The organism is Mucilaginibacter sp. P2_A4 (assembly GCF_056405015.1).
Genome location: NZ_JBFUCX010000009.1, coordinates 176408 through 197732, shown reverse-complemented (window position 1 = coordinate 197732; position 21325 = coordinate 176408). Strand labels below are relative to the sequence as shown.

The following is a 21325-nucleotide window of genomic DNA, read 5'->3' as shown; positions in this document are numbered from 1 at the left end:
TAATTAAAAGCTACAAAACAGTTATGAAAAAAAACTCAGCTTTGCACGAAAAGCCCCGGCTATTCTTTGTAATACCCTCATTAATGGGCGGGGGAGCCGAAAGGGTATTAATATCCCTGGCTAACCATTTTAATCAATTAAATTTTCAATCTGTAATTATTTCTTTAAATGACGATATACCGGCTTATGCAATTGATCCTGGCGTAAAAGTGGTGTTTATATTAAAACGCCATAAAAATTTGTTGGGGTACAGGGTTTTATACATAGGAAAAACTTTTTATAGATTGGTAACATTGCTTCGGAAAGAGAAACCCGTTTGCGTTATATCATTTATTACTTCGGCAAATATCTGGACTGGCATTGCATGTAACTTTACACGTACACCCTATATCGTTTCTGAGAGAACGTCGCCAAGCCGCAGTGTAAACCAATTCAGTTATTTTCATAAGCACTTGGCAGCAAGTATTTATAAAAAGGCTGCAGCTGTTGTAGTTAGCGCCAAAGGAGTTGAAGATTGTTTACTTGAAAATAAATCATTTAAAAAACTTACCAATATACACAGAATTACAAATGCTGTTACCGCATTTAAGTCGGGTTCAACCAACAGTGTACATAATAGAAGATTTATTTTAGCAGTGGGCCGGTTAACACGTGTTAAAGGCTTTGATATGCTGATTACAGCTTATAGTAATGCAAATTTAGATGATGTAGACTTACTTATAATTGGAGAAGGAGAGGAAAGGGTTAACCTTGTTTGCCAGATTCATAATATGGAGTTGACTGAAAAAGTTATACTGCCAGGTTCAAAAACCAACCTGCAGGATTATTACAGCCAGGCAGAAATATTTGTTTTACCATCAAGAAACGAGGGGTACCCCAATGCATTGGTGGAGGCAATGAGTTTTGGATGCCCATGTATTGCTTTTGATTGTGATTTTGGGCCTTCAGAAATTATTACAAATGATGTAAACGGTATTTTAGTACAAAAGGAATCAATTTTCGGCTTAACAGCAGCTATCAAGGATTTAGTTAACAATTCAGTATTAAAAAACAGCCTTGGTATGGAGGCAAGAAATATTATCAACACCAATAATCCTGAAAAAATATTTAAAGATTGGGAGAATTTGGTTATGAGTAATATAGATGATCCGCCTGTGTACATACCTAAAGTTCTGATCGACATTAACTTACATTAATTTTATTAATATGCTACAGTATTTAATTCGTTTAGATGATTTGTGTCCAACAAATGATTTAGCAAAATGGGAGCGTTTCTTTAACTTGTTCGACAAGTATAATATAAAACCCATAATCGCTGTGATCCCGGATAATCAGGATCCTAAATTAAAAATCTGTGGTGATTTAAACCCTAATTACTGGCAACTGGTTCGTGATCTTCAAAAGAAAGGCTATATAATAGGTATGCACGGATTTGACCACTGTTATGTAAACCATAATTCGGGATTACTTAAGATCAACAAAAGATCAGAATTTGCCGGGTTGCCATTTCATATCCAGGAAGAAAAAATAAAAGCCGCTGCCGCCATTTTTAAAAGAGAAGGTATTCACTCATCATTGTTTATTGCTCCTGCGCATACATTTGATCGTAATACACTTTTGGCCCTAAATAAATATACCGATATAAAAATCATAAGCGATGGTTTGTTAAAATCTCCTTATATAAGATTTGGTTTCAACTGGATCCCGGTACAGTTGTCGGAGGTTGAACCTAAAACTAAAAACACATGGACTTTTAATTATCATCCGGAAACCTGTAGTAATAAAACTTTTCATGAGCTCGAAATTTTTTTAGCTATTTATCATGAAAATTTTGTCTCTCTCGATGATTTATCATTTGGCAATTTCACATGGAAAGACAACCTCATGGAAAAATATTGCATTTACAAACGCCTCGGGCGCGATTTTATTAATGATATCATATCCTTCTTTGAAAAAATACCGGCCTAACCATTTTTGAATCTTTAGCTGCCCCGTTTACATTCATTTAAATAATCCAATTCAATTTTTTATTTATTTAACATAACACAATGAAAATTCCATTTTCTCCACCTTATATTGATCAATCTGTAATTAATGAAGTTGTTGATACGCTTAATTCAAAATGGCTTACTACCGGGCCAAAGGTTGTAGCGCTTGAAAATGAAATGGTACAATTTACATCATCAGATGCAGCCATATGTGTTAATTCGTGGACATCTGGAGCTATACTGATGCTAAAATGGTTTGGGATAAAGGAAGGGGATGAGGTAATAATACCAGCTTATACTTATTGCGCTACCGCCATGTGTGTATTGCATTGCGGTGCTGTGCCGGTTATTGTTGATGTTGATGACGATTTTTGCATATCGCCCCAGGCAGTGCTCAATGCTATTACTTCCAAAACAAAAGCAATTATTGCTGTTGATTTTGCCGGATGGCCTTGTGATTATGAACAACTGAATGAGGTTATCTGCAGGCCCGAAATTAACGATCTGTTTATAGCCAACTCTGAGAAACAAAGAGACTTGGGCAGGATACTTTTAATTGCAGATGCAGCTCACTCGCTGGGCGCAACAATAAATGGTGTTGCGGCTGCAAAAAAAAGCGACATAGCCATATTTTCTTTCCATGCGGTTAAAAATATAACAACAGCAGAAGGCGGGTGTATATGTTTAAACCTGCCTCCAAATTTTGATGTAGCTGCAGAGTATCGCTATTTAAAAATGTACACTTTAAACGGACAAACAAAAGATGCTTTTGCAAAATCAATTGGTGGCGGATGGAAATACGATATTCTTTTCCAGGGATTAAAAATTAACATGCCAGATATCTGCGCCGCAATTGGATTAGCACAAATCAGGAAGTATTTACCTGAACTTCTTCCGCTTCGAAAACTTATTGCGTTAAAGTATTGTAAAGGCTTTAAAAAAATGAGTTGGTTTATAGCTCCCCCGCTAATAGATGAGGCTCGCGAATCATCATACCATGTGTTTGCATTAAGAATTAGGGGTATATCAGAGGTTCAACGAGACAAGATCATTGATGATATTACAAGTAAAGGTGTGGCAGTTAATGTTCATTTTATACCCTTACCAATGCTAACACTATTTAAAAGTTTAGGCTACCAGATTAACGATTACCCCTCTGCTTATTTGCAATATGCCCACGAAATTTCACTGCCCATCTATCCGCAATTGAATAATAGTGAGGTAGATTTTATTATAGAAACAGTAGTAGGCGCTGTTAATAAGCAATTGGCATATTCAAAGGAGTCGATAACTATTGAAATGTAACGTTGGATTTTAAAAGTTTCACAAAAATAAAATGATCTTAAAAAGATTTTTTGATGTGGTTTTTGCAATTGTAATAATATTGCTGCTAACGCCTTTGTTTTTGGTAATAGCAATTATTGTTTCGCTTAACTCAAAAGGAGGCGTTATCTATTTGCAAAACAGGGTGGGGAAAAATGGAACTGAATTTAAACTTTATAAATTCAGAACCATGTACCTCAATTCCGATAGGATGGGGCTATTAACAATTGGCTACAATGATTACAGAATTACCCCGGTTGGATATTGGCTCAGGAAATACAAACTTGATGAATTGCCTCAATTGTTTAATGTGCTTATTGGCGATATGAGTTTTGTGGGGCCACGGCCTGAAGTGCAAAAGTATGTACAATTATATACAGAAAATCAGCTTAGGGTATTGAGCATTAAACCTGGAATAACTGACTGGGCTTCTATTAAGTACTTCAATGAAAATGAATTACTTGCAAATTCTATCAACCCGGAAGAACTCTATATTAATAAAATAATACCTTCTAAAATCAGTCAAAACCTGGAATATATAGATAATCGTAATTTTTGGATGGACGCAAAAATAATTTTCTACACATTCAAGAAACTGTTTAAATAAAGCTATAACTGTTTATGCTACTTAAAAAGTTTTTTGTTACTGGTGTTATTGTATTCTATCTGTATACGCTTGCCTTTGGCATTTTTATGACAGATTTATTAAGGATACCTGCACCCCTTATATTTTGTTTGTTATTGATTTTTTTTCTGCAAAAACCAGTACAAAAATTCAGTTACTACTATGAAATGGTGGTATTCGCAATATCTCTATTCTTATATTTTATAGTTGGAATGGGAGATTACAAAGCTTTTTTTGCGGTTTTCGTTACCATAGGAACATGCGCTATATATTTTAATTATTTCATTGGCTTAAGTAAACAGCGTTTTAATGTATCAGTGTATATTTTTTTTGCCCTGTTGATGCTCTCCATGGTAATTATGGTTTTAGATCATAGCTATTCGTCCATAATTGACCCTTTAAGAAGTAGAATGCTCGATGAACAAGTTAAGCAAGCACCATCGGGGTTGTCAATAACCCAGTTTACTTTTGGATACCAGGTTGCTGCTTTTACTGTTTTTGTTTTTGTTGCGGCATGCACATTCAAACAAAATATAATACTAAAAGCACTTGTGCTTGGTGCTTGCCTTATTTGCATATACCTGGGCATGAATCGGTCTGCATTTGTAAGTTTTGGTGGAGCTGTCGTAATATTTCTATTTATTTATTACCGTTATAAAGCAGTGCTTCTTGTTGTATTCACTATAGCCATCGGTTTTGCGGTTTACACTTATGTGTTAAAAGGAAATATGGATGAGAAGAACAATATCCTATCCAAAAATCAGGCTAAAGAAGCTAACGAATATAACCGGGCAAATCTTGCTGCCGAAAATCTTAAAATCTTTGCTGATTATCCCTTTGGCCTTATATTTTACGGAAAAACTTGGGATGATGTAACTTATAGAAACCCATTATTCACTTTCGGGTTGTCTTCACATAATGCATATTTAATGTTTATAACATACCTGGGGCCGTTTTTAGGACTTGGATTATTAGGCGCTATCTATTACAGGATAGCCCGGCTGTTTTTTCAAACAATAAAAAATATCCGTTATAAAAACAATGCTTTGTATTTGGCCCTGTTTTTCGCCTTTATCGCGGTTTCGCTTAATGCGCTATCACATAATGGATGGCTGATGAGTGTTGATGGGCCTACAATATTTCTGTATTTCGCTATACTTCAATATAATAATATCTACCAGCCTCAAAAAGATACCATAGATATTATAGAATCAAGACCTTAAGAATACTTTAACCTTATCATTTTGTTATTATGAAAAAGAAGTTATTTCTGATTGTTGGCTCCCTTGGAGCTGGTGGATCCGAGCGCGTTTATTGGCTGCTTTCACAATATTTTAACAAAGAAGAGTATGACGTATCTGTCGTTTTTTTAAATGGTAGTAATCGTTGTTATTCAACTGATATAGATGGTGTTAGGTTTATTGATCTTAAAACAATAAGAGCCTCCAGGTCATTTTTTAAGCTATATAACCTTTTTAAAGTTGAAAAACCCTATGCTGTTTTTTCAACAACAGATCATATTAATATATTAATAGCAATGATAGCTTGTTTTATAAAGCTACCCCATTTAATAGCAAGGGCATCTAATAACCCTAAGCAAATGAGAGAGTTTTATGGTTTTAAGGCTCGGTTCTTTAATTTTTTTAGCAAATTCTTATTTTTCAAGTTTGATTTTATTGTCTGCCAGTCAGAAGAAATGCGCCAGTCAATTGCCAAACTGTATTCCATTAGCCTGGGTAAGTTAATAGTTATTCATAACCCGGTTAATCAATCCTGTATTTTAAAAGATCATCGAAGTATATCTGGTTTAAAACGATTAGTTGTTGTTAGTCGTCTTTCAAGGGAAAAAGGGTTGTTTAGATTGTTGGACGTTATAAAATCATTACCTCAAAATTATGTGTTAACAATTATCGGTGATGGCCCGCTGATGAATGTTCTGAAGGCTCAAGTAAGCACCAATGATTTGGAAAGCAGAGTGTTTTTTACCGGCAATATAAATAATGTTGCTTTAAAAATATCTCAACATGATTTATTGGTTTTGAGTTCGTTTACCGAAGGATTTCCAAATGTTGTACTTGAATCACTATCTGTAGGAGTACCGGTAGTAACCTTTAGAGTTGGCGGTGTTGATGAATTAATTAAGGAAGGTTTTAATGGTTTTGTTGCCGAACAAAATGATGTAGTTAAGTTAAAAAGACAAATTATCCGTGCATGCAATCAAACATGGGAGCATGATAAAATTAAAGCCGATATAATAAACCGGTTCGCATTGGATAAAATAGGGCAGGCGTATGAAACGCTTCTATTAAGATAATATAAATATTAACTTCTATAAAACTTTCATTTTATGTGCGGAATATATGGATCAACAGTTAATTATCCCGACGAAGCAATACGGGCAAAATTAACAAGAGTACAGTTTCGCGGTCCTGATTATTCAGGTTTTGAACGCGTCGGATCTGTCATCTTAGGCCATAATCGCCTTGCGATTGTTGATTTGGATCATCGCTCAGATCAGCCATTCGCCTATAAACACCTGGTGGTTGTATTTAACGGAGAAATATATAATTACAAAGAAATAAAAGCGAAGCTGATCACCTTAGGTTATTCGTTTAATACAGATTCAGATACAGAGGTACTTGCAGCAGCATATCTTGAATACGGCGAACGTTGTGTTTATCACTTTAATGGCATGTTTGCCTTTGCAATTTATAATACCAAAAACCGGCAATTTTTTGGAGCAAGAGACAGGCTTGGAAAAAAACCTTTTTATTATATCCATAACGGGCTCGATTTTGAATTTGCCAGTCAGCCAGCACAAATAAATATCGGCAGAAATGTAAACCTTGATGAAGGGGCAATAAATGAATATTTTATCTGGGGATATGTACCAGAACCCAAATCGGCCTGGAAAGAGATCAAAAAACTTGAGGCCGGTTATACATTCACTTTCAATAGTGATACTGGGAAATTTCAAACAACAAAATACTGGGATCTTGATCTTGCCTATACAAACAAATATGAGGGAACATATTCTGAAGCTAAAACAGAACTCGAATTATTGTTAACAAATGCGGTAGATATCAGGATGCATGCAGATGTGAATTTGGGGGTCTTTCTTTCAGGGGGCGTTGATTCTTCACTTGTTACAGCCCTTGCAGCTCAAAATAACGAAAACGTAAAAACCTTTTGCATAAAATTTAACCAGAAAGGTTTTGATGAAAGCGTATTTTCAGCCAATATAGCTAAACACCTTAAAACAGATCACCACATAATAGAATGTAACGCAAAAGAGGGGATGGGTTTGATTGAAGATTTTGGAACATATTACGATGAACCATTTGCCGACTCAAGCGCTATACCAACTTTGTTGTTGAGTAAATACACAAAAAAATATGTTACTGTAGCTTTAAGTGGTGATGGCGGGGATGAAAGCTTTATGGGTTACGGCAGATATAAGTGGTTAAACCTTGTAAATTACTTGTTTAATTATCCATTGCCACTAAGAAAGGCAATAGCGACAATTTTAAGAGTTTCACCTAATTATCGACACCAACTTATCGCGTTAGGGCTCTGTAATTCCCAAATAAGCACACTGTATGGATTAATGCTTGGTGGCCTTGAGTATTCATGGCTTAAACAACCAAACGCGGGCTTAGATGTACCTTTTATGGATATCTGGTCATCAAAATCAACGAGTATATTACAAAAAATGTCAACTTTTGATATTAAAACATACCTAAATGGCGATATTAACACCAAAGTAGATCGTGCCTCTATGGCATTTGCAGTAGAGGCCAGGGCGCCACTTATGGATCACCGGGTGGTTACTTTTGCTCAGAATCTGCCAGATAGCTATAAGTTTCAATATAAATCACAAAAAAGGATTTTAAAGGATATACTATACCAGTATGTTCCAGCTAAATTTTTCGCCAGGCCAAAATCCGGCTTTACAATACCGCTGCAGTTTTGGTTTAGAAATGAATTAAAAGATTATGTTCTTGATCAATTATCATTAAGCGAATTAAAAAACATTCCCGGAGTTGATGCAACAAAGGCATTAATGATGATAAATGAACATATGGATGGTAAGTGGAACCGCTTCCCTCAAATATGGAAATTATTAGTGTTTACGCAATGGTTAAAGAATCAAAAAAATAACCCGGTCCTTACATATCAAACTGTTTAATACTTTATGATTCAAATTAAAAGTAGGGCTATGCGTTTAGTACCTTACAATGTTGTATGGTTTGCCGACAAGCCCTCCAAATGGAAATGCCTTTTTAGCTATTATAAACAAAGTGCTTGCCACAACAATGTTCCAGGGTATCGTAGGGAACCCTTTTTTACAAAAACAATTGACATTGGAGCTCCTCAGGCTATTTTTGAGGCCGGTTTTGACCAAAACACCAACTACGAAATACGCAGAGCAATAAAAGATGGAGTTACAACGGCCCCCGAAACTGAAATAAAACGTTTCATTGATTTCTACAATTTATTTGCAGTAACCAAAAATCTACCAACGCTCACCCGTGAATTCTATAAGTTTCAATCGTGTCTTGTTATAACAAAGGCTATCTACCAGGATCAGGATATTGTTATGCATGCTTACTTACGCGATGATTCCTTAAAAAGGGTAAGATTATTGCACTCGGCGTCGCTTTTCAGAACCGAAAAAGACAACCAGCTGAAAGCGGTAATCGGCAGAGCAAATCGGTTATTACATTTTAAGGATATGTGTTTTTTTAAACAGCATGGTTTTGAAGTTTATGATATGGGGGGATACGCCCATGGTACCGCAGACGAGGCTTTGAAGAGAATAAATCAATTCAAAGATAGTTTTGGTGGCAATCTGGTACAGGAAAGTGATTATTTACCAGTTTTGGGGCTTGTTCTGATGTTTTTCACAAGATTATTAAAAGCATGAAATTATTAGGGATATTAGATTCAATTAGAAATAAACTGTTTTCTTACGATAAATGGAATATTGGCTACATTTCACAAACCCCCGAAAATCTTATACTCACACAAAGGCTAAACGGGAAGATTAACTGGTTAAGAGAAGGTGCTGCTGATTATGCAGCTGATCCTTTTGCGGTAAATATAAATGGCCATATGCATTTATATTATGAAGAACTTAATTTTTGGAAAGGCAAAGGAGTAATCATGATGATGGATACTTTGCATTTTAGGAATAAAAAGAAGGTTAAAGGCATCATGAAAGATTCAATACACCTATCGTACCCATACTTGTTTACCGCCGATGACAGTTTGTATTGCATTCCTGAAACAGGGTCGGCTAAACAGGTAGCCCTATATCAAATTGATGTAGAGAACCCGTCAAAATTTAAGAAGATAAAAGTTATACTGGAAGGCCAGGCCTTTGTAGATAGCTCAATCATCTACTTTCAAAATAAATATTGGTTATTTACCAGCGTATCTGGCAAGCAAGGAGAACTGTATGTGTTTTATTCAGATACTTTGGAAGATTCATTTAAGGCACATGCCTTAAATCCTATTAATGTTGCTTCAAATGTGAGCAGATCTGCGGGGCGCTTATTCATTGTTGGCAAAAAATTGTACATGCCAAGTCAAAATCCCGAAATACGTTACGGCGGATCGGTTATGATCAACGAAATCACAACTATTACCGAAACTGATTTTAAATATAATACCGCTTTTGAGCTATTGCCCCAGTTACCATATGATCAGGGCTTACACACCATAAATTTTGCAGGCGACCTACTTATTGTTGATGGTAAACGTAAGGTGTTTAGTGTTTTAGGACCTGTAAAAAAGGTAATTAGAAAATTTAGAAACCTTAATAAGCATAATTAAATGCCCGATCTAAAAACCAGGTTAGTTTTTGTTTCCATGTCTGACAAAGCTAATGGTGCAGAAAGCATATTGCTGATGGGGGCACATGCAAGTAATTCACCTTTGATTTTTCTAAAAAAATCAATTCAAGGGGGATTGAAAATCCCTGACGGAGTTGATTCTAAATATGTGACTGATAAAAGCATGCTAATTGGTTTTATCGGGCTTTTAAAATTATTAAAACCGTATAAATCCGGATATATTATTATCAGTTCTCATCCATATTTAAATGCTTACCTCGGGTTTTTAAAGCGGATGGGTTTCATAAAATCAAGACTAATAGTCAGAGAGTGTACTTCTGTTTTTATAAGATACAAAGGTTTCAAAAAATGGAGTTATCAAGTGGCATATCGCCTGGGCTATCCTGCAGCAAATTTAGTTGTTTGCCAAACAAACATGATGCGTGATATTTTTTTGAAAAACGCGCCTTTTGTTGATGGTCAAAAAGTGATTGTTCAGAAAAATCCGGTTGATGTGGATCAAAACATCCGGAAAGCTGATTTACCATTGGATGATGCAGATGCCGGTACTAATTATATTTGCGCCGCTGGTCGTTTAATTCCCGAGAAAGGATTTTATAATTTGATAAGTGCTTTTAAGGAAATTGAATCGCATTTTCCGGATTTGAAATTATTGATTTTTGGCGAAGGACCAGAGAAGAACTCTTTGGAAAAGCTTATTAAAACTTGTGGGTTACAGCATAGAGTAATTTTAAAAGGTTGGACTGACAATCCAATGCCGTATTTTAAACATGCAAAAGTATGTGTCGTATCCTCTTTAAAAGAGGGCTTCCCCAATGTCTTATTGCAAATGATGAGCCTTAATCCTGTTGTTGTTTGTACAAAATGTGCCGGGGGGATAGAAGATATTCCGGGCATTTTTAAAGCCGATGTAAATAATGTAGATGCATTATTACTTGCTATCAGTAAAGCACTAAAATCAAATACTGATAACAAAAAGTTAATCGGGCATTATATTGAGAATCGAACTCCGGAGATTTTTGTAAATTCTATATTAAAAGCTTTAGTCTAATAAACCTCAAACATCACTTATTCTTTAAGTGATCATTATTCACTATTTAAATTAAATGTCATGAACCTGAAAATTAAATTACTCGCAAAAGTAGTATTATTCGGCACGTTAATATTTGCCATTACCCTGCTAAATAATTGTAAAAAAAATATACAAAATCCGCAAGTGGTGCGCGATACCGTAAAAATTACGCATGACTCGTTAATCACGGTTCATGATACAACAACAACTCATGATACTACCGGACATGATCGATCATTAATAGCTATAAGTTTAATTGGATTGAGGTCTGATAGTGGCTTTGCCTATAAAGTAGGATATGATCTTCCTGTAATTGGAGATTCGAACGGAAGTCCCACTGCTTCAACCCTCAGGCTTTTTGAAAACGGTGTTGAACTGGGGCCAGCCCATTCGGTTCATCATGACATTCGGGCATTTGGCCTGGGCCAATTTAGCCATTGGGGTAACACGTTATTGTTCTCAAGCTCTGATAATACAAATCCACTTTCAAATGGCCGAAAGTATGCTTACAAATTAAAATAACACGTTAATAGTTAGTATTTTATCCTTATAGATTCCTGAATAATAAGTATTGATTATTATAATTTTCAGGATTCTCAACAACTGCCCGCCAGAAAGTGAATAACTGATTTTTGCTTTCTGGCACAGATTCCCGGCATAATTCTTTTGCCCGCGAATAGCTTTCAAATTTAAGCCAGACTAAAGCCTCAATTTCTGTAAAGCCTTCTTTAAATTTAAAACCCATATTTATGAAAATCTTAATCACCGGCACCGCTGGTTTTATTGGCTATCATTTGGCCAAACAATTGCTTGAAAGAGGAGATACCGTTGTTGGTATTGACAATTTAAATGATTATTATGATGTAAGGTTAAAATACGCCCGCTTAGCCAATACAGGCATCCAGGTAAATACTTTAGAGTATGGAAAACCGGTTGAAAGCAAAAAGTATCCCAATTATACCTTTATAAAATTGGATTTGTTAGATAAAGACCAGTTGGAAGATACATTTGAAAAAAACAAATTCGATGCAGTATGTAACCTGGCTGCACAGGCGGGTGTACGATATAGTTTAACTAATCCTGATGTTTACATTGATTCAAATATAAAGGGGTTCCTTAATATTTTAGAATGCTGCAGGCACTTCAAAATTAACCATTTGGCTTATGCAAGCTCTTCAAGCGTTTATGGATTAAACAAAAAAATGCCTTTCAATGAACACGATATTGCTGATCATCCCGTTTCATTATATGCAGCATCAAAAAAAGCAAATGAAATGATGGCGCATACCTATAGCCACTTATTTAACTTGCGCACTACTGGCTTACGCTTTTTTACCGTTTATGGTCCATGGGGCAGGCCAGATATGGCGTTATTTATTTTTACCAAAGCAATATTGGAAGGCAATCCTATTGAGGTTTTTAACAATGGGAATATGAAACGCGATTTCACCTATATAGATGACATTGTTGATGGTATTGTTCACGTAATAGATCAGCCTGCAGAAAACAATCCTGAATGGGATGCTACCAACCCCGACCCAGCCACCTCAAATGCACCATTTAGGATATTTAACATAGGCAGGGGAGCGCCGGTAAACTTACTTGATTTTGTGAGTGAAATTGAGAAACGTGTTCATAAGAAAGCCATAAAAATTTTCAGACCAATGCAGGAGGGTGATGTAGCAGAAACTTGCGCAGATGTTTCCAATCTTGATACAGTGTTGAATTATAAACCCAAAGTTTCTGTACCGACAGGGGTTGCACGTTTTATTGCCTGGTATAAGTCTTTTTACAAGGTGAAAAGCACCTCGAACGAAGCCATATTGTTGGAGTGAAGAAAAAGTTTTGTCATTTTAATGTCATGAAGTGTGCAAGTTTTACACTTTCTTTACACCTTAATTTCACACTGTTTTACCCCTTTAAGTTGTATTAGACCCGGTTTTTAGTCCTTTTATCCATTAAGTCCACACCTTTCAGCAAAATTTTTAATTGTAATTTTTCAAATACACTACCGTTTGAAAAGCCAAAATTAAAAATTGAATGAAAAGAACAACAAAAATCTTCGGAAAAGTGGCTGTAATCAGCATGTTTTTAACGGCAATTATCTTTTTAGGTAGTTGTAAAAAAAGTAATGATGGCTCTGGAAATATTCAGGACAGTACCCTTTCATCAACCTCGGGTGCGTCTTCAATTTCTGCAGCAGCAACCGCAACTAATTTCGCAGTTGACTTAACTGGATTAAGATCGGATGGTGGATATGCCTATAAGATCAGTTATCCGCTTACCCAGTCGGGTGATTCAAACACAGCACCTTCTGCATCTACAATGCGGTTATTTGAGAACGGTGTTGAATTGAAACCTCCGCATTCAGTACACCAGGATATTCGTGATTCTGGAAAAGGACGTTTTAGTCATTGGGGTACTACTTTGATATTTTCGGCATCGGACAATACCAATCCGGCAACTAACGGCAGAAAGTACACATTTACAATGGATGGCTCTGCTGCGGGTTCAACAGCGCCTACAGCTCCAACAACTCCAACAGCTCCAACAACTCCAACAACTCCAAGTGCACCTACAGCAGGCTCACCAACTAAAACAGGTATAACTACAGCTTTAATGGGTTATGCAATGGTTAGTGGAACAACAACAGGGGGTACAGGAGGTACAGTTGTTACTGTAACAAATTTATCTGAGTTAAAATCGGCAGTTGCTGGTGACAGTCCAAAAATTATTTATGTTAGCGGAACTATCTCTGGCTCTGGTGATGATCCGGTTTATGTTTCATCTAATAAATCACTTATTGGTAAACCGGGTGCAACAATTACTGGTATATCGCTTTACATGTTCACTGTAAACAACATCATTGTTCAAAACATAACTTTCAAAAATTATGTTACTGATGCTGCGCTTATGATAAAGTTTTCAACCACACACGTTTGGGTTGACCACTGTGATTTCTCAACTGATCGTAACCATGGCTGGGCTTATTGGGGTAAAGATATCGCTATTACAAGGGCATCAGATTATGTAACAGTATCATGGAGCAAGTTTCACGATACTAACTTATCGTTCTTAATAAGTGGTGGTATTGCAGGTCATGAATCAGATATCGGCCATTTGCATGTTACATTACACCATAATTTTTGGTATAACGTAGGTGAAAGAGAGCCTGATATGAACTATGGAAGTGTTCACGTATTCAACAACTATCACTTAAATAATGCAGGTTACAGTTTAGGTGCAAGAGCAAACGGAACTGTACGTACAGATAACGAGTATTTCCAAGGCTGTGCTAAACCAATCAGCACCAATCTGGCAGGTGACCCTCCAGGATTCTTCAGTGGTGTTAGTACTAACATTTATTCAGGTTGTGGTTCTAATGATATAACTACTTCATTATCTTCATGGGTACCGGCTTATTCATATTCATCAGTACTTGATGCAGCTGCTAACGTTCCTACCGTAGTTCAAAAAGGTTCAGGAGCAATACTAAGTAACTAATTAATAATTAAACATTTTATAATAAAGATTAAAACCCAGACCACCTTTCGGTGGTTTGGGTTTATTATCCGATTACTTTTTTATCTATAATAGTCCAGATACTATTATAGCTGCCCCCAAAAATGGCTTTACCTAAAGCCTTTCCAATTTAATATCCAATTGTCCGGCCAATCAGTCCTTGATCGGTCCGCCTATAAATATTGCCAACAGTTACTATTAACAGCCCTTATACGGCTTTCTATACCTAAACATTATTATTGTTTTTATATGCTTAAAACAGGGCAAATAATATTAATCGCCTGCGATTCTGCTAAATCATTAATTGATTTCAGGGGCAAGTTGATTGAAGAAATGGTTAAACAACATACAGTACATGTTTTTACACCTGTTTTACCTAAAGCTATACGTGAAAAGCTTACGCTACTTAAAGTAACTATTCACGAAAATCAATTATCAGGGAGCAACGTTTCAATTCTTGCTGACATAAAGTATTTAATAATGCTTTATAAATTGATGAAAAAGATAAAACCAGATGTTTTTTTTCCGTACACATTTAAGCCTGTTATATATGGAACCGTGCTTGCAAAAATTCATCGCATTAAATGTATAGCTCCTATGCTATCCGGTTTGGGTTATAACTTTTCGCCGGAAAATAAAAAATCATTTGTAAGCCGTATTACACGTTTAATGCTCAGGTTTAGCCTCATTAAAAACAAGCGTTTATACATCATATTTCAAAACAAAGACGATTATCAAACACTGCTTTCATATAAAATATTAAGTGATCAACACCAGGCTTTTGTAGTTAATGGTTCTGGCGTAGATCTTGAGCATTACCAATATACTCCGCCAGATACCAAGAATATTAGCTTTATAATGATATCACGGTTAATAAACGCCAAAGGTATTCATGAATATTTTGAAGCCGCACGGTTGATCCGCCTAAAGTATCCCGATATACAATTTAAACTGATTGGATCTTATGCTGATAATATCGATGCAATTAGTCCTGATTTATACCTTAAGATCAAAAATGGCGACAACTTGCAATATCTGGGAGAAGTTGACGATGTAAGGCCCCATATAAAAGATGCCTCTGTTGTAGTATTGCCATCATATTATGGCGAGGGCGTACCCCGGTGTTTACTTGAAAGCATGGCAATGGGCAGGGCTATTATTACCAGTGATTCTGTAGGATGCAGGGAAACTGTTAATCCTGAATCACCCCAAAACGGTTTTTTGATCCCTATAAAAAACATACCGGAGCTTATGTCAAAAATGGAGTTTTATATAAAGGATAGCGATGCTATTTATAACTACGGTTTAAATGGGTTGGCATTTGCAAAAAAGAAATTCGATGTAACCTTGATTAATGATCACATGCTAAGCATAATGAAACTGAAGTAACTAAAAATGAATAAATAATATAATCAAAAGTTATGGAAAATAGATTTAATTATGGTTCAAGAAACATCAATGATTTTATTAATGCTATTCGAGAATATGGGTGGGTTGTGTATGAAAATGCAATAAATCTTGATTTTGTAAACACAATAAATCTCGATTTAACTGATGCATATATAAAAAGAAGAGCTATCCAGGAAAGAAATGGCATAAGTGCCAATATGGATGGTACACTTCATCATTTACTGGAAAGAAATAATTTTAGCCTTCCATTTCTTCAAAGCATGTATTGTAATGAAGAGATTTCTCAATTTTTAGGTGGGAATTATATATTAAATGGGTTAAATGCGGTTATACACGCTAAGCATGAACATCCGTACCTAAGCAACATGCATCGCGATATGCGGACATTTATGAATGACACAAAGTTGCTGTTGCAGATGATTGTAACGCTTGATGATTTTAATTTATTAAATGGCGCAACTTATTTTCTGTCTGGTTCGCATAAATCTGCAATACGGCCCAATGCGACATACTTTTTTAACAGTGCCGATAGAGCTATTGTACCTAAGGGGAGTATCATTTTGTTTGATTCAAATATTTGGCATGCGGCGGGCGAAAATACTACCCTTGAACCGCGCCGGGGATTAACGATAGGATTTACCCGTCCATTTTTAAAACAGCAGATGGATTATCCAAGATTTTTAGGTTATGATTTTGTATCTCACCTCAACTCGCAGTTGCGGCAGGTTATAGGATACAACTCGCGCACACCCGAAAATTTGAATGAATTTTATCAGCCACCAAACTTAAGAATGTACCAATGCGATCAGGGTTAACCTAAGTCTTAATTAATCCGCCAAGTAATTTACAGTTATGCAAAAAAATAAAGCTGCTTTAAAATCCATTGGTGGATATTTAGAGCTTGAACTCCCCCATGGAAATGAGTATTATCCAAATCTTATTCACCTTAATACCGGGCGTAACGCTTTGGAGTACATCCTGAGACAAAAAGGATACACCCAAATATATATACCCTATTTTACCTGTGAATCTTTACTTGAGCCTATCACAAAACTGGGCATTAAACATCAGTTTTATTCAATTGATAAGCATCTTGATCCGGAAATAAATTTTGAGATTGAACCAGACGCCTGTTTTTTGTACACTAATTATTTTGGACTTAAACAAGAAAAAATAATAGAACTCAGTTACAAGGTTACCAATCTGATAGTAGATAATTCTCAGGCTTTTTTTTCTGAGCCGATACCAGGGGTGGATACTTTTTATTCTTGCCGAAAATTTTTCGGTGTTTCTGACGGAGCCTACCTTCAAATAAAAAGAAAACTCCCTAAAAAATTACCAGTGGATAGTTCAAGCCATCGTTTTTCGCACCTTATTAAAAGTATAGATTTTGGCATAGAGGCAGCTTATACGGATTATAAAGAAAATAATATAGATCTGGAAAATAATGAGATTAGAGCAATGTCAATGTTAACACAAAAAATTCTTTCAAGTATTGATTATGATGAATGCGCCAAAATCAGGGAGCGAAATTTTCACTTTTTACATAAACATCTCCAGGAGTATAACCTGTTAAAATTTGATGTCCCAGAGAATTGTGCCCCAATGGTTTACCCTTTTTTAAATGATGACAGCCATTTAAAAGTTCACTTAATTCAAAAGAAAATATTTGTTGCCACATATTGGCCAAACGTTTTTAAGTGGACGAAAAAAGGAATGTTTGAAAATCACCTTGCCCGCTGTTTAGTCCCTTTACCAATAGATCAACGATATAATCTTCAGGATATGTTTTATATGTTAAATATTTTACGCCTTTTTTTATGACGATTTCAGTATACATACGCCCCCTCGTTATAGAAGATGCACAGGTATCACATGTATGGCGAAACGACCCTTTAATATGGGTATATACAGGCTACAAGCCTGTAAATTACATAAGTGCCGAGGTAGAAACCGAATGGCTTAGAACCCAGTTAAACAAAACAAACCAGGCAAGATTTGCAATTTGTGTTAAGGAGCTTAATACATACATAGGTAATGTTCAATTATTGGATATTACTGAACATGATGCAGAGCTACACCTTTTTATTGGTAATAAGCTTTACTGGGGTAAAGGCATAGGCTACCAGGCAACTGTTCAAATGCTACGCTATGGCTTTTTAGTTAAGGAGTTGGATATTATTTATTTAAAGGTTCATCCGGCAAACATTTCAGCATTGTCAGTTTATGAAAAAGCTGGTTTTGATATTACTGGTAAACAAAATGATCTTATTTGTATGAGCATTACAAAAAGTAAATTCGTAACCCTTGAAAATTTGAAATTATAATTCATAAGTAACCTTAATACAGAATTATGACAAGAATATTTTCTATCCACGATAAGAGGGAGTGGACATTCTACGTCCGTAATGCGGCAGAATATGATTTTTATCACACGTGGCATTATCATTCGCTGGAAACAGATGGCAGTCCTATTTTATTTGTTTACCAGGAATTTGCTAATTATATCGCTTTCCCGTTAATTAAGCGAGCCATACCTGGATCTGAATATTTTGACCTGAGTTGTGTTTACGGCTTTTCGGGACCTCTTTCTAACCATAAAATAGATCAGCTTGACGATTTTTTTATGGAGAATTTTAAAAAAGCATTTCTTTCTTTCCTATCCGAGGAAAACTATGTATCTGTATTTACACGAATGCACCCTTTCTACAATCAGCAACCCCTGCTTAATAAGTTTGGGGGTGTGCATGAAAATGGCAAAACGGTGATTATTGATCTCTCTGAAAGTATTGAAGATCAACGTAACAGATATAAACAAAGCGCAATGGATGCCATAAAGCACGCCTGGAAAAAAGGGTTTAGGGTTGAGGAAGAAAAGGGGCCGGCAGCATTAGCAACCTTTGTTGAAATTTATACAGAAAGCATGAAGCGGGTAGGGGCGAACGACAAATATTTGTTTAATGACAGATACTTTTCAAACCTATGTAACACCAGCGAATACGATGCCCGTATCCTTATGGTTTATGATGGCGAAACAGTTATGTCAAGTACAATTATAACCTTCACCAACGGTATTATCCAGGCTCATTTAGTTGGCACACGTGCAGAATATTTGAACCAAAGTCCAACAAAATTCTTAGTTGATGAAATTACCAAAATTGGCAGGATAGAAGGAATGAGGTATTATAACCTGGGAGGTGGCCTTGGTTATAAACATGATAAACTCTTTGAGTGGAAATCTGCCTTTTCAAATCAGCATATTGATTTTAAAAGCTGGCGTTTTGTAGCTAACCCTACAATTTATCAAATTTTACTGGATGAAAAAGGTATTCAGGAAAACGTTGAGATAGATTTTTTTCCACTATACAGGTATGCATAATTTTAATGTTCTTAAATAAGTATTGGATATGATTTACATTAGAAATTTATTATTTCAGGACAAATTCCATTCAAGATGGTTAATTCTGTTAACCGACCTTTTGATCGTTTTGTCGTCTCTGTGCTTATCTTTTTACCTGAAAGATAAACTTGATTTTAAGCAAGGCAATATTTACTATATCGTATTTTATTGTAGCAATGCTATATTGATATTTCTGTTCATGCGGATACATACGCATATTATCAGGCATTCAAATACCCGGGATATGTTACGTATACTCCTCGCTGTTTTAGTTAGTAATGCGGCGTTCCTGGTTCTTTATCATATTTTATTTGCTTCCTATCTTAAAATTAGCCTTAAAGGCCTTGGGGATATTTTACTAATTAATTTTTTTATATCCTCATCAATATTGATGGGTATGCGTATAATAATTAAGGATGTTTTTAAATATTTTGATGAGCCTGGGTACAAAATCACCAAAGAGAATGTTTTAATCTATGGTTCAGGAACGCCATCTATCTTAATAAAAAATGCGCTTGAAGCCCAAAAAGGTTTTATGATAAATGTACAGGGTTTTATAGATACCGGGTCTGATAAGGTTTACAAATGCATTGAACAAAAACGCGTGTATCCAATAAAGGCAATAGAGAAATTAAAAAATAAATTTTCTATAAAAACGATGCTCATAACATCCGAAGACATAAAAATTGATGGCAAAAGAATGGCCGTTGAAAAATGTGTTGAGCTTGGTATAAAAGTGATAACTGTTCCGCCTTCTGATCAATGGATAAATGGCGAGCCAAATTTAAGGCAGTTTAAAGATTTAAAAATCGAAGATCTTCTTGAGCGCAAACCCATCAACCTTTGCAATAAACATGTGTTGGCTGATATTCAAAATAAAAGGGTTTTGATAACAGGTGCCGCGGGCTCAATTGGTTCAGAGCTTGTACGTCAAATATTAAGTTACAATCCGGAATATGTGGTGCTGTGCGACCAGGCAGAGACCCCTTTACATGACATTCAGTTAGAAATAGAGGATGGTAATTATGCCGATAAAATAAGAATATTTATTGCTGATATACAAAATGCAAGCAGAATAAAAACTTTATTTGATTTATATAAACCTCAAATTGTTTTTCATGCCGCTGCATATAAACATGTGCCTATGATGGAAAATAACCCCACAGAGGCGGTTTTAACCAATATTTGGGGCACAAAAAATCTGGCAGATATTTCGGTTGAGTTCGGTGTCGAAAAATTTGTGATGATTTCCACAGATAAAGCAGTTAGGCCCACTAATATTATGGGTGCTTCCAAACGCATTGCTGAAATGTATATTCAATCTTTAAATAATGTGCTGTTTGAAAACCATTTCTTTTGTACCGATCCAATAAGTGAATCTGCTAATCAAACTAAATTTATTACAACACGTTTTGGCAATGTGTTAGGGTCAAACGGGTCTGTAATACCCCGGTTTAAGGCGCAAATTGAAAAAGGGGGGCCAATTACGGTTACGCATCCCGATATTACAAGATATTTTATGACAATACCCGAAGCTGTACAACTCGTGCTTGAAGCGGCAGTTATGGGTAGCGGAGGAGAAATATTTTTATTTGATATGGGAGATCCAGTTAAAATAGCAGATTTGGCCGCCAATATGATTAAATTGGTAGGCTTGGTACCCGGTAAAGACATTGAAATTATTTATACAGGTTTAAGGCCAGGTGAAAAACTATATGAAGAGTTACTTAATGTGGAGGAAGAAGTAATACCTACCTATAATAAGGATATAAAAATTTCAAAAACGATACCCAATAATTATGCAGATACTAACAGGGTAATTAAGGAACTGATGGAGCTTAACCTTCAAAATAATATTGATGTAATGGTAACTAAAATGAAAACGATTTTACCCGATTTCATTAGTAATAACTCCCAATATGAAAAACTTGATGTTAAGCTGATTAATGATTATCACATTTAGTTAACATTTCAAATATGATTCAAATCATATTTTTAATAGTCAGTTTCGTTCGAGGATAATTAATTATTTATTTGCACTTTTAAGGAATTGTGATCCATGAAATTAAATTCTTTTTATTGAGGATTTTTTTATGATTTGTTAAAAAGTTACGCTTAACAAGGGGA

20 protein-coding genes are annotated in these 21325 nt (G+C 35.6%); 19 read left to right on the top strand and 1 reads right to left on the bottom strand.

Going from position 1 to position 21325, the window contains the following annotated elements:
- The first annotated feature begins 23 nt into the window (after positions 1 to 23).
- From AC1DYB_RS17600 to AC1DYB_RS17550, 11 genes are all read left to right on the top strand, one after another.
- Positions 24 to 1196 (top strand): glycosyltransferase, encoded by a 1173-nt coding sequence (locus AC1DYB_RS17600; protein WP_477436890.1) that lies wholly within the window; start codon positions 24 to 26, stop codon positions 1194 to 1196.
- A 10-nt stretch (positions 1197 to 1206) separates the two neighbouring features.
- A complete protein-coding gene (locus AC1DYB_RS17595) occupies positions 1207 to 1968 on the top strand; it encodes a DUF2334 domain-containing protein (RefSeq protein ID WP_295713822.1) in 762 nt (253 codons plus the stop codon).
- Between the two features lie 80 nt (positions 1969 to 2048).
- Entirely contained in the window at positions 2049 to 3293 is a 1245-nt protein-coding gene (locus AC1DYB_RS17590) for a DegT/DnrJ/EryC1/StrS family aminotransferase (protein ID WP_477436887.1), read from the top strand.
- A gap of 31 nt (positions 3294 to 3324) precedes the next feature.
- Positions 3325 to 3918: a sugar transferase gene (locus AC1DYB_RS17585; protein ID WP_477436885.1), complete on the top strand. Its 594-nt coding sequence runs from the start codon at positions 3325 to 3327 to the stop codon at positions 3916 to 3918.
- A gap of 230 nt (positions 3919 to 4148) precedes the next feature.
- Complete coding sequence (locus AC1DYB_RS17580) at positions 4149 to 5159, top strand: O-antigen ligase family protein (protein WP_477398899.1); 1011 nt, start codon at positions 4149 to 4151, stop codon at positions 5157 to 5159.
- Between the two features lie 29 nt (positions 5160 to 5188).
- Complete coding sequence (locus AC1DYB_RS17575; protein WP_477436882.1) at positions 5189 to 6250, top strand: glycosyltransferase; 1062 nt, start codon at positions 5189 to 5191, stop codon at positions 6248 to 6250.
- Positions 6251 to 6283: 33 nt separating this feature from the next.
- Positions 6284 to 8125, top strand: coding sequence for an asparagine synthase (glutamine-hydrolyzing) (gene asnB / locus AC1DYB_RS17570; protein ID WP_477436880.1), 1842 nt, complete (start codon positions 6284 to 6286; stop codon positions 8123 to 8125).
- Between the two features lie 30 nt (positions 8126 to 8155).
- Positions 8156 to 8863, top strand: a complete 708-nt coding sequence (locus tag AC1DYB_RS17565) for a hypothetical protein (protein WP_477436878.1) — start codon at positions 8156 to 8158, stop codon at positions 8861 to 8863.
- A complete protein-coding gene (locus AC1DYB_RS17560; protein WP_295713841.1) occupies positions 8860 to 9774 on the top strand; it encodes a glucosamine inositolphosphorylceramide transferase family protein in 915 nt (304 codons plus the stop codon). The genes AC1DYB_RS17565 and AC1DYB_RS17560 overlap by 4 nt, the downstream gene beginning before the upstream one ends.
- Positions 9775 to 10845, top strand: a complete 1071-nt coding sequence (locus tag AC1DYB_RS17555; RefSeq protein ID WP_477436876.1) for a glycosyltransferase — start codon at positions 9775 to 9777, stop codon at positions 10843 to 10845.
- A gap of 60 nt (positions 10846 to 10905) precedes the next feature.
- Entirely contained in the window at positions 10906 to 11388 is a 483-nt protein-coding gene (locus tag AC1DYB_RS17550) for a hypothetical protein (RefSeq protein WP_295713847.1), read from the top strand.
- 25 nt (positions 11389 to 11413) lie between these two features.
- On the opposite strand, the gene AC1DYB_RS17545 is transcribed toward AC1DYB_RS17550, so the two are convergent.
- Positions 11414 to 11611: a hypothetical protein gene (locus AC1DYB_RS17545; RefSeq protein ID WP_477436874.1), complete on the bottom strand. Its 198-nt coding sequence runs from the start codon at positions 11609 to 11611 to the stop codon at positions 11414 to 11416.
- Between the two features lie 4 nt (positions 11612 to 11615).
- Between AC1DYB_RS17545 and AC1DYB_RS17540 the strand changes: the two genes are divergently transcribed.
- The 8 genes from AC1DYB_RS17540 (at position 11616) to AC1DYB_RS17505 (ending at position 21161) form a co-directional block, all read left to right on the top strand.
- Positions 11616 to 12701 carry an NAD-dependent epimerase gene (locus tag AC1DYB_RS17540; protein WP_477436872.1) on the top strand — a complete coding sequence of 362 codons (1086 nt, stop codon included), beginning with the start codon at positions 11616 to 11618 and terminating at the stop codon, positions 12699 to 12701.
- Between the two features lie 205 nt (positions 12702 to 12906).
- Positions 12907 to 14370, top strand: a complete 1464-nt coding sequence (locus AC1DYB_RS17535; protein WP_477436870.1) for a pectate lyase family protein — start codon at positions 12907 to 12909, stop codon at positions 14368 to 14370.
- Positions 14371 to 14637: 267 nt separating this feature from the next.
- Positions 14638 to 15777 (top strand): glycosyltransferase family 4 protein, encoded by a 1140-nt coding sequence (locus tag AC1DYB_RS17530; RefSeq protein WP_477436868.1) that lies wholly within the window; start codon positions 14638 to 14640, stop codon positions 15775 to 15777.
- Positions 15778 to 15809: 32 nt separating this feature from the next.
- Positions 15810 to 16613, top strand: coding sequence for a phytanoyl-CoA dioxygenase family protein (locus AC1DYB_RS17525; RefSeq protein ID WP_295713863.1), 804 nt, complete (start codon positions 15810 to 15812; stop codon positions 16611 to 16613).
- A gap of 37 nt (positions 16614 to 16650) precedes the next feature.
- Positions 16651 to 17622, top strand: coding sequence for a hypothetical protein (locus AC1DYB_RS17520; RefSeq protein WP_477436866.1), 972 nt, complete (start codon positions 16651 to 16653; stop codon positions 17620 to 17622).
- The gene (locus AC1DYB_RS17515) at positions 17619 to 18125 is read left to right on the top strand and encodes a GNAT family N-acetyltransferase (protein ID WP_295713868.1); all 507 of its coding nucleotides are present in this window, start codon (positions 17619 to 17621) and stop codon (positions 18123 to 18125) included. Before AC1DYB_RS17520 ends, AC1DYB_RS17515 begins: the two co-directional genes overlap by 4 nt.
- 26 nt (positions 18126 to 18151) lie before the next feature.
- Complete coding sequence (locus tag AC1DYB_RS17510) at positions 18152 to 19177, top strand: GNAT family N-acetyltransferase (RefSeq protein ID WP_477398025.1); 1026 nt, start codon at positions 18152 to 18154, stop codon at positions 19175 to 19177.
- Positions 19178 to 19442: 265 nt separating this feature from the next.
- Positions 19443 to 21161, top strand: coding sequence for a polysaccharide biosynthesis protein (locus AC1DYB_RS17505; RefSeq protein WP_477436864.1), 1719 nt, complete (start codon positions 19443 to 19445; stop codon positions 21159 to 21161).
- Positions 21162 to 21325 lie beyond the last annotated feature (164 nt).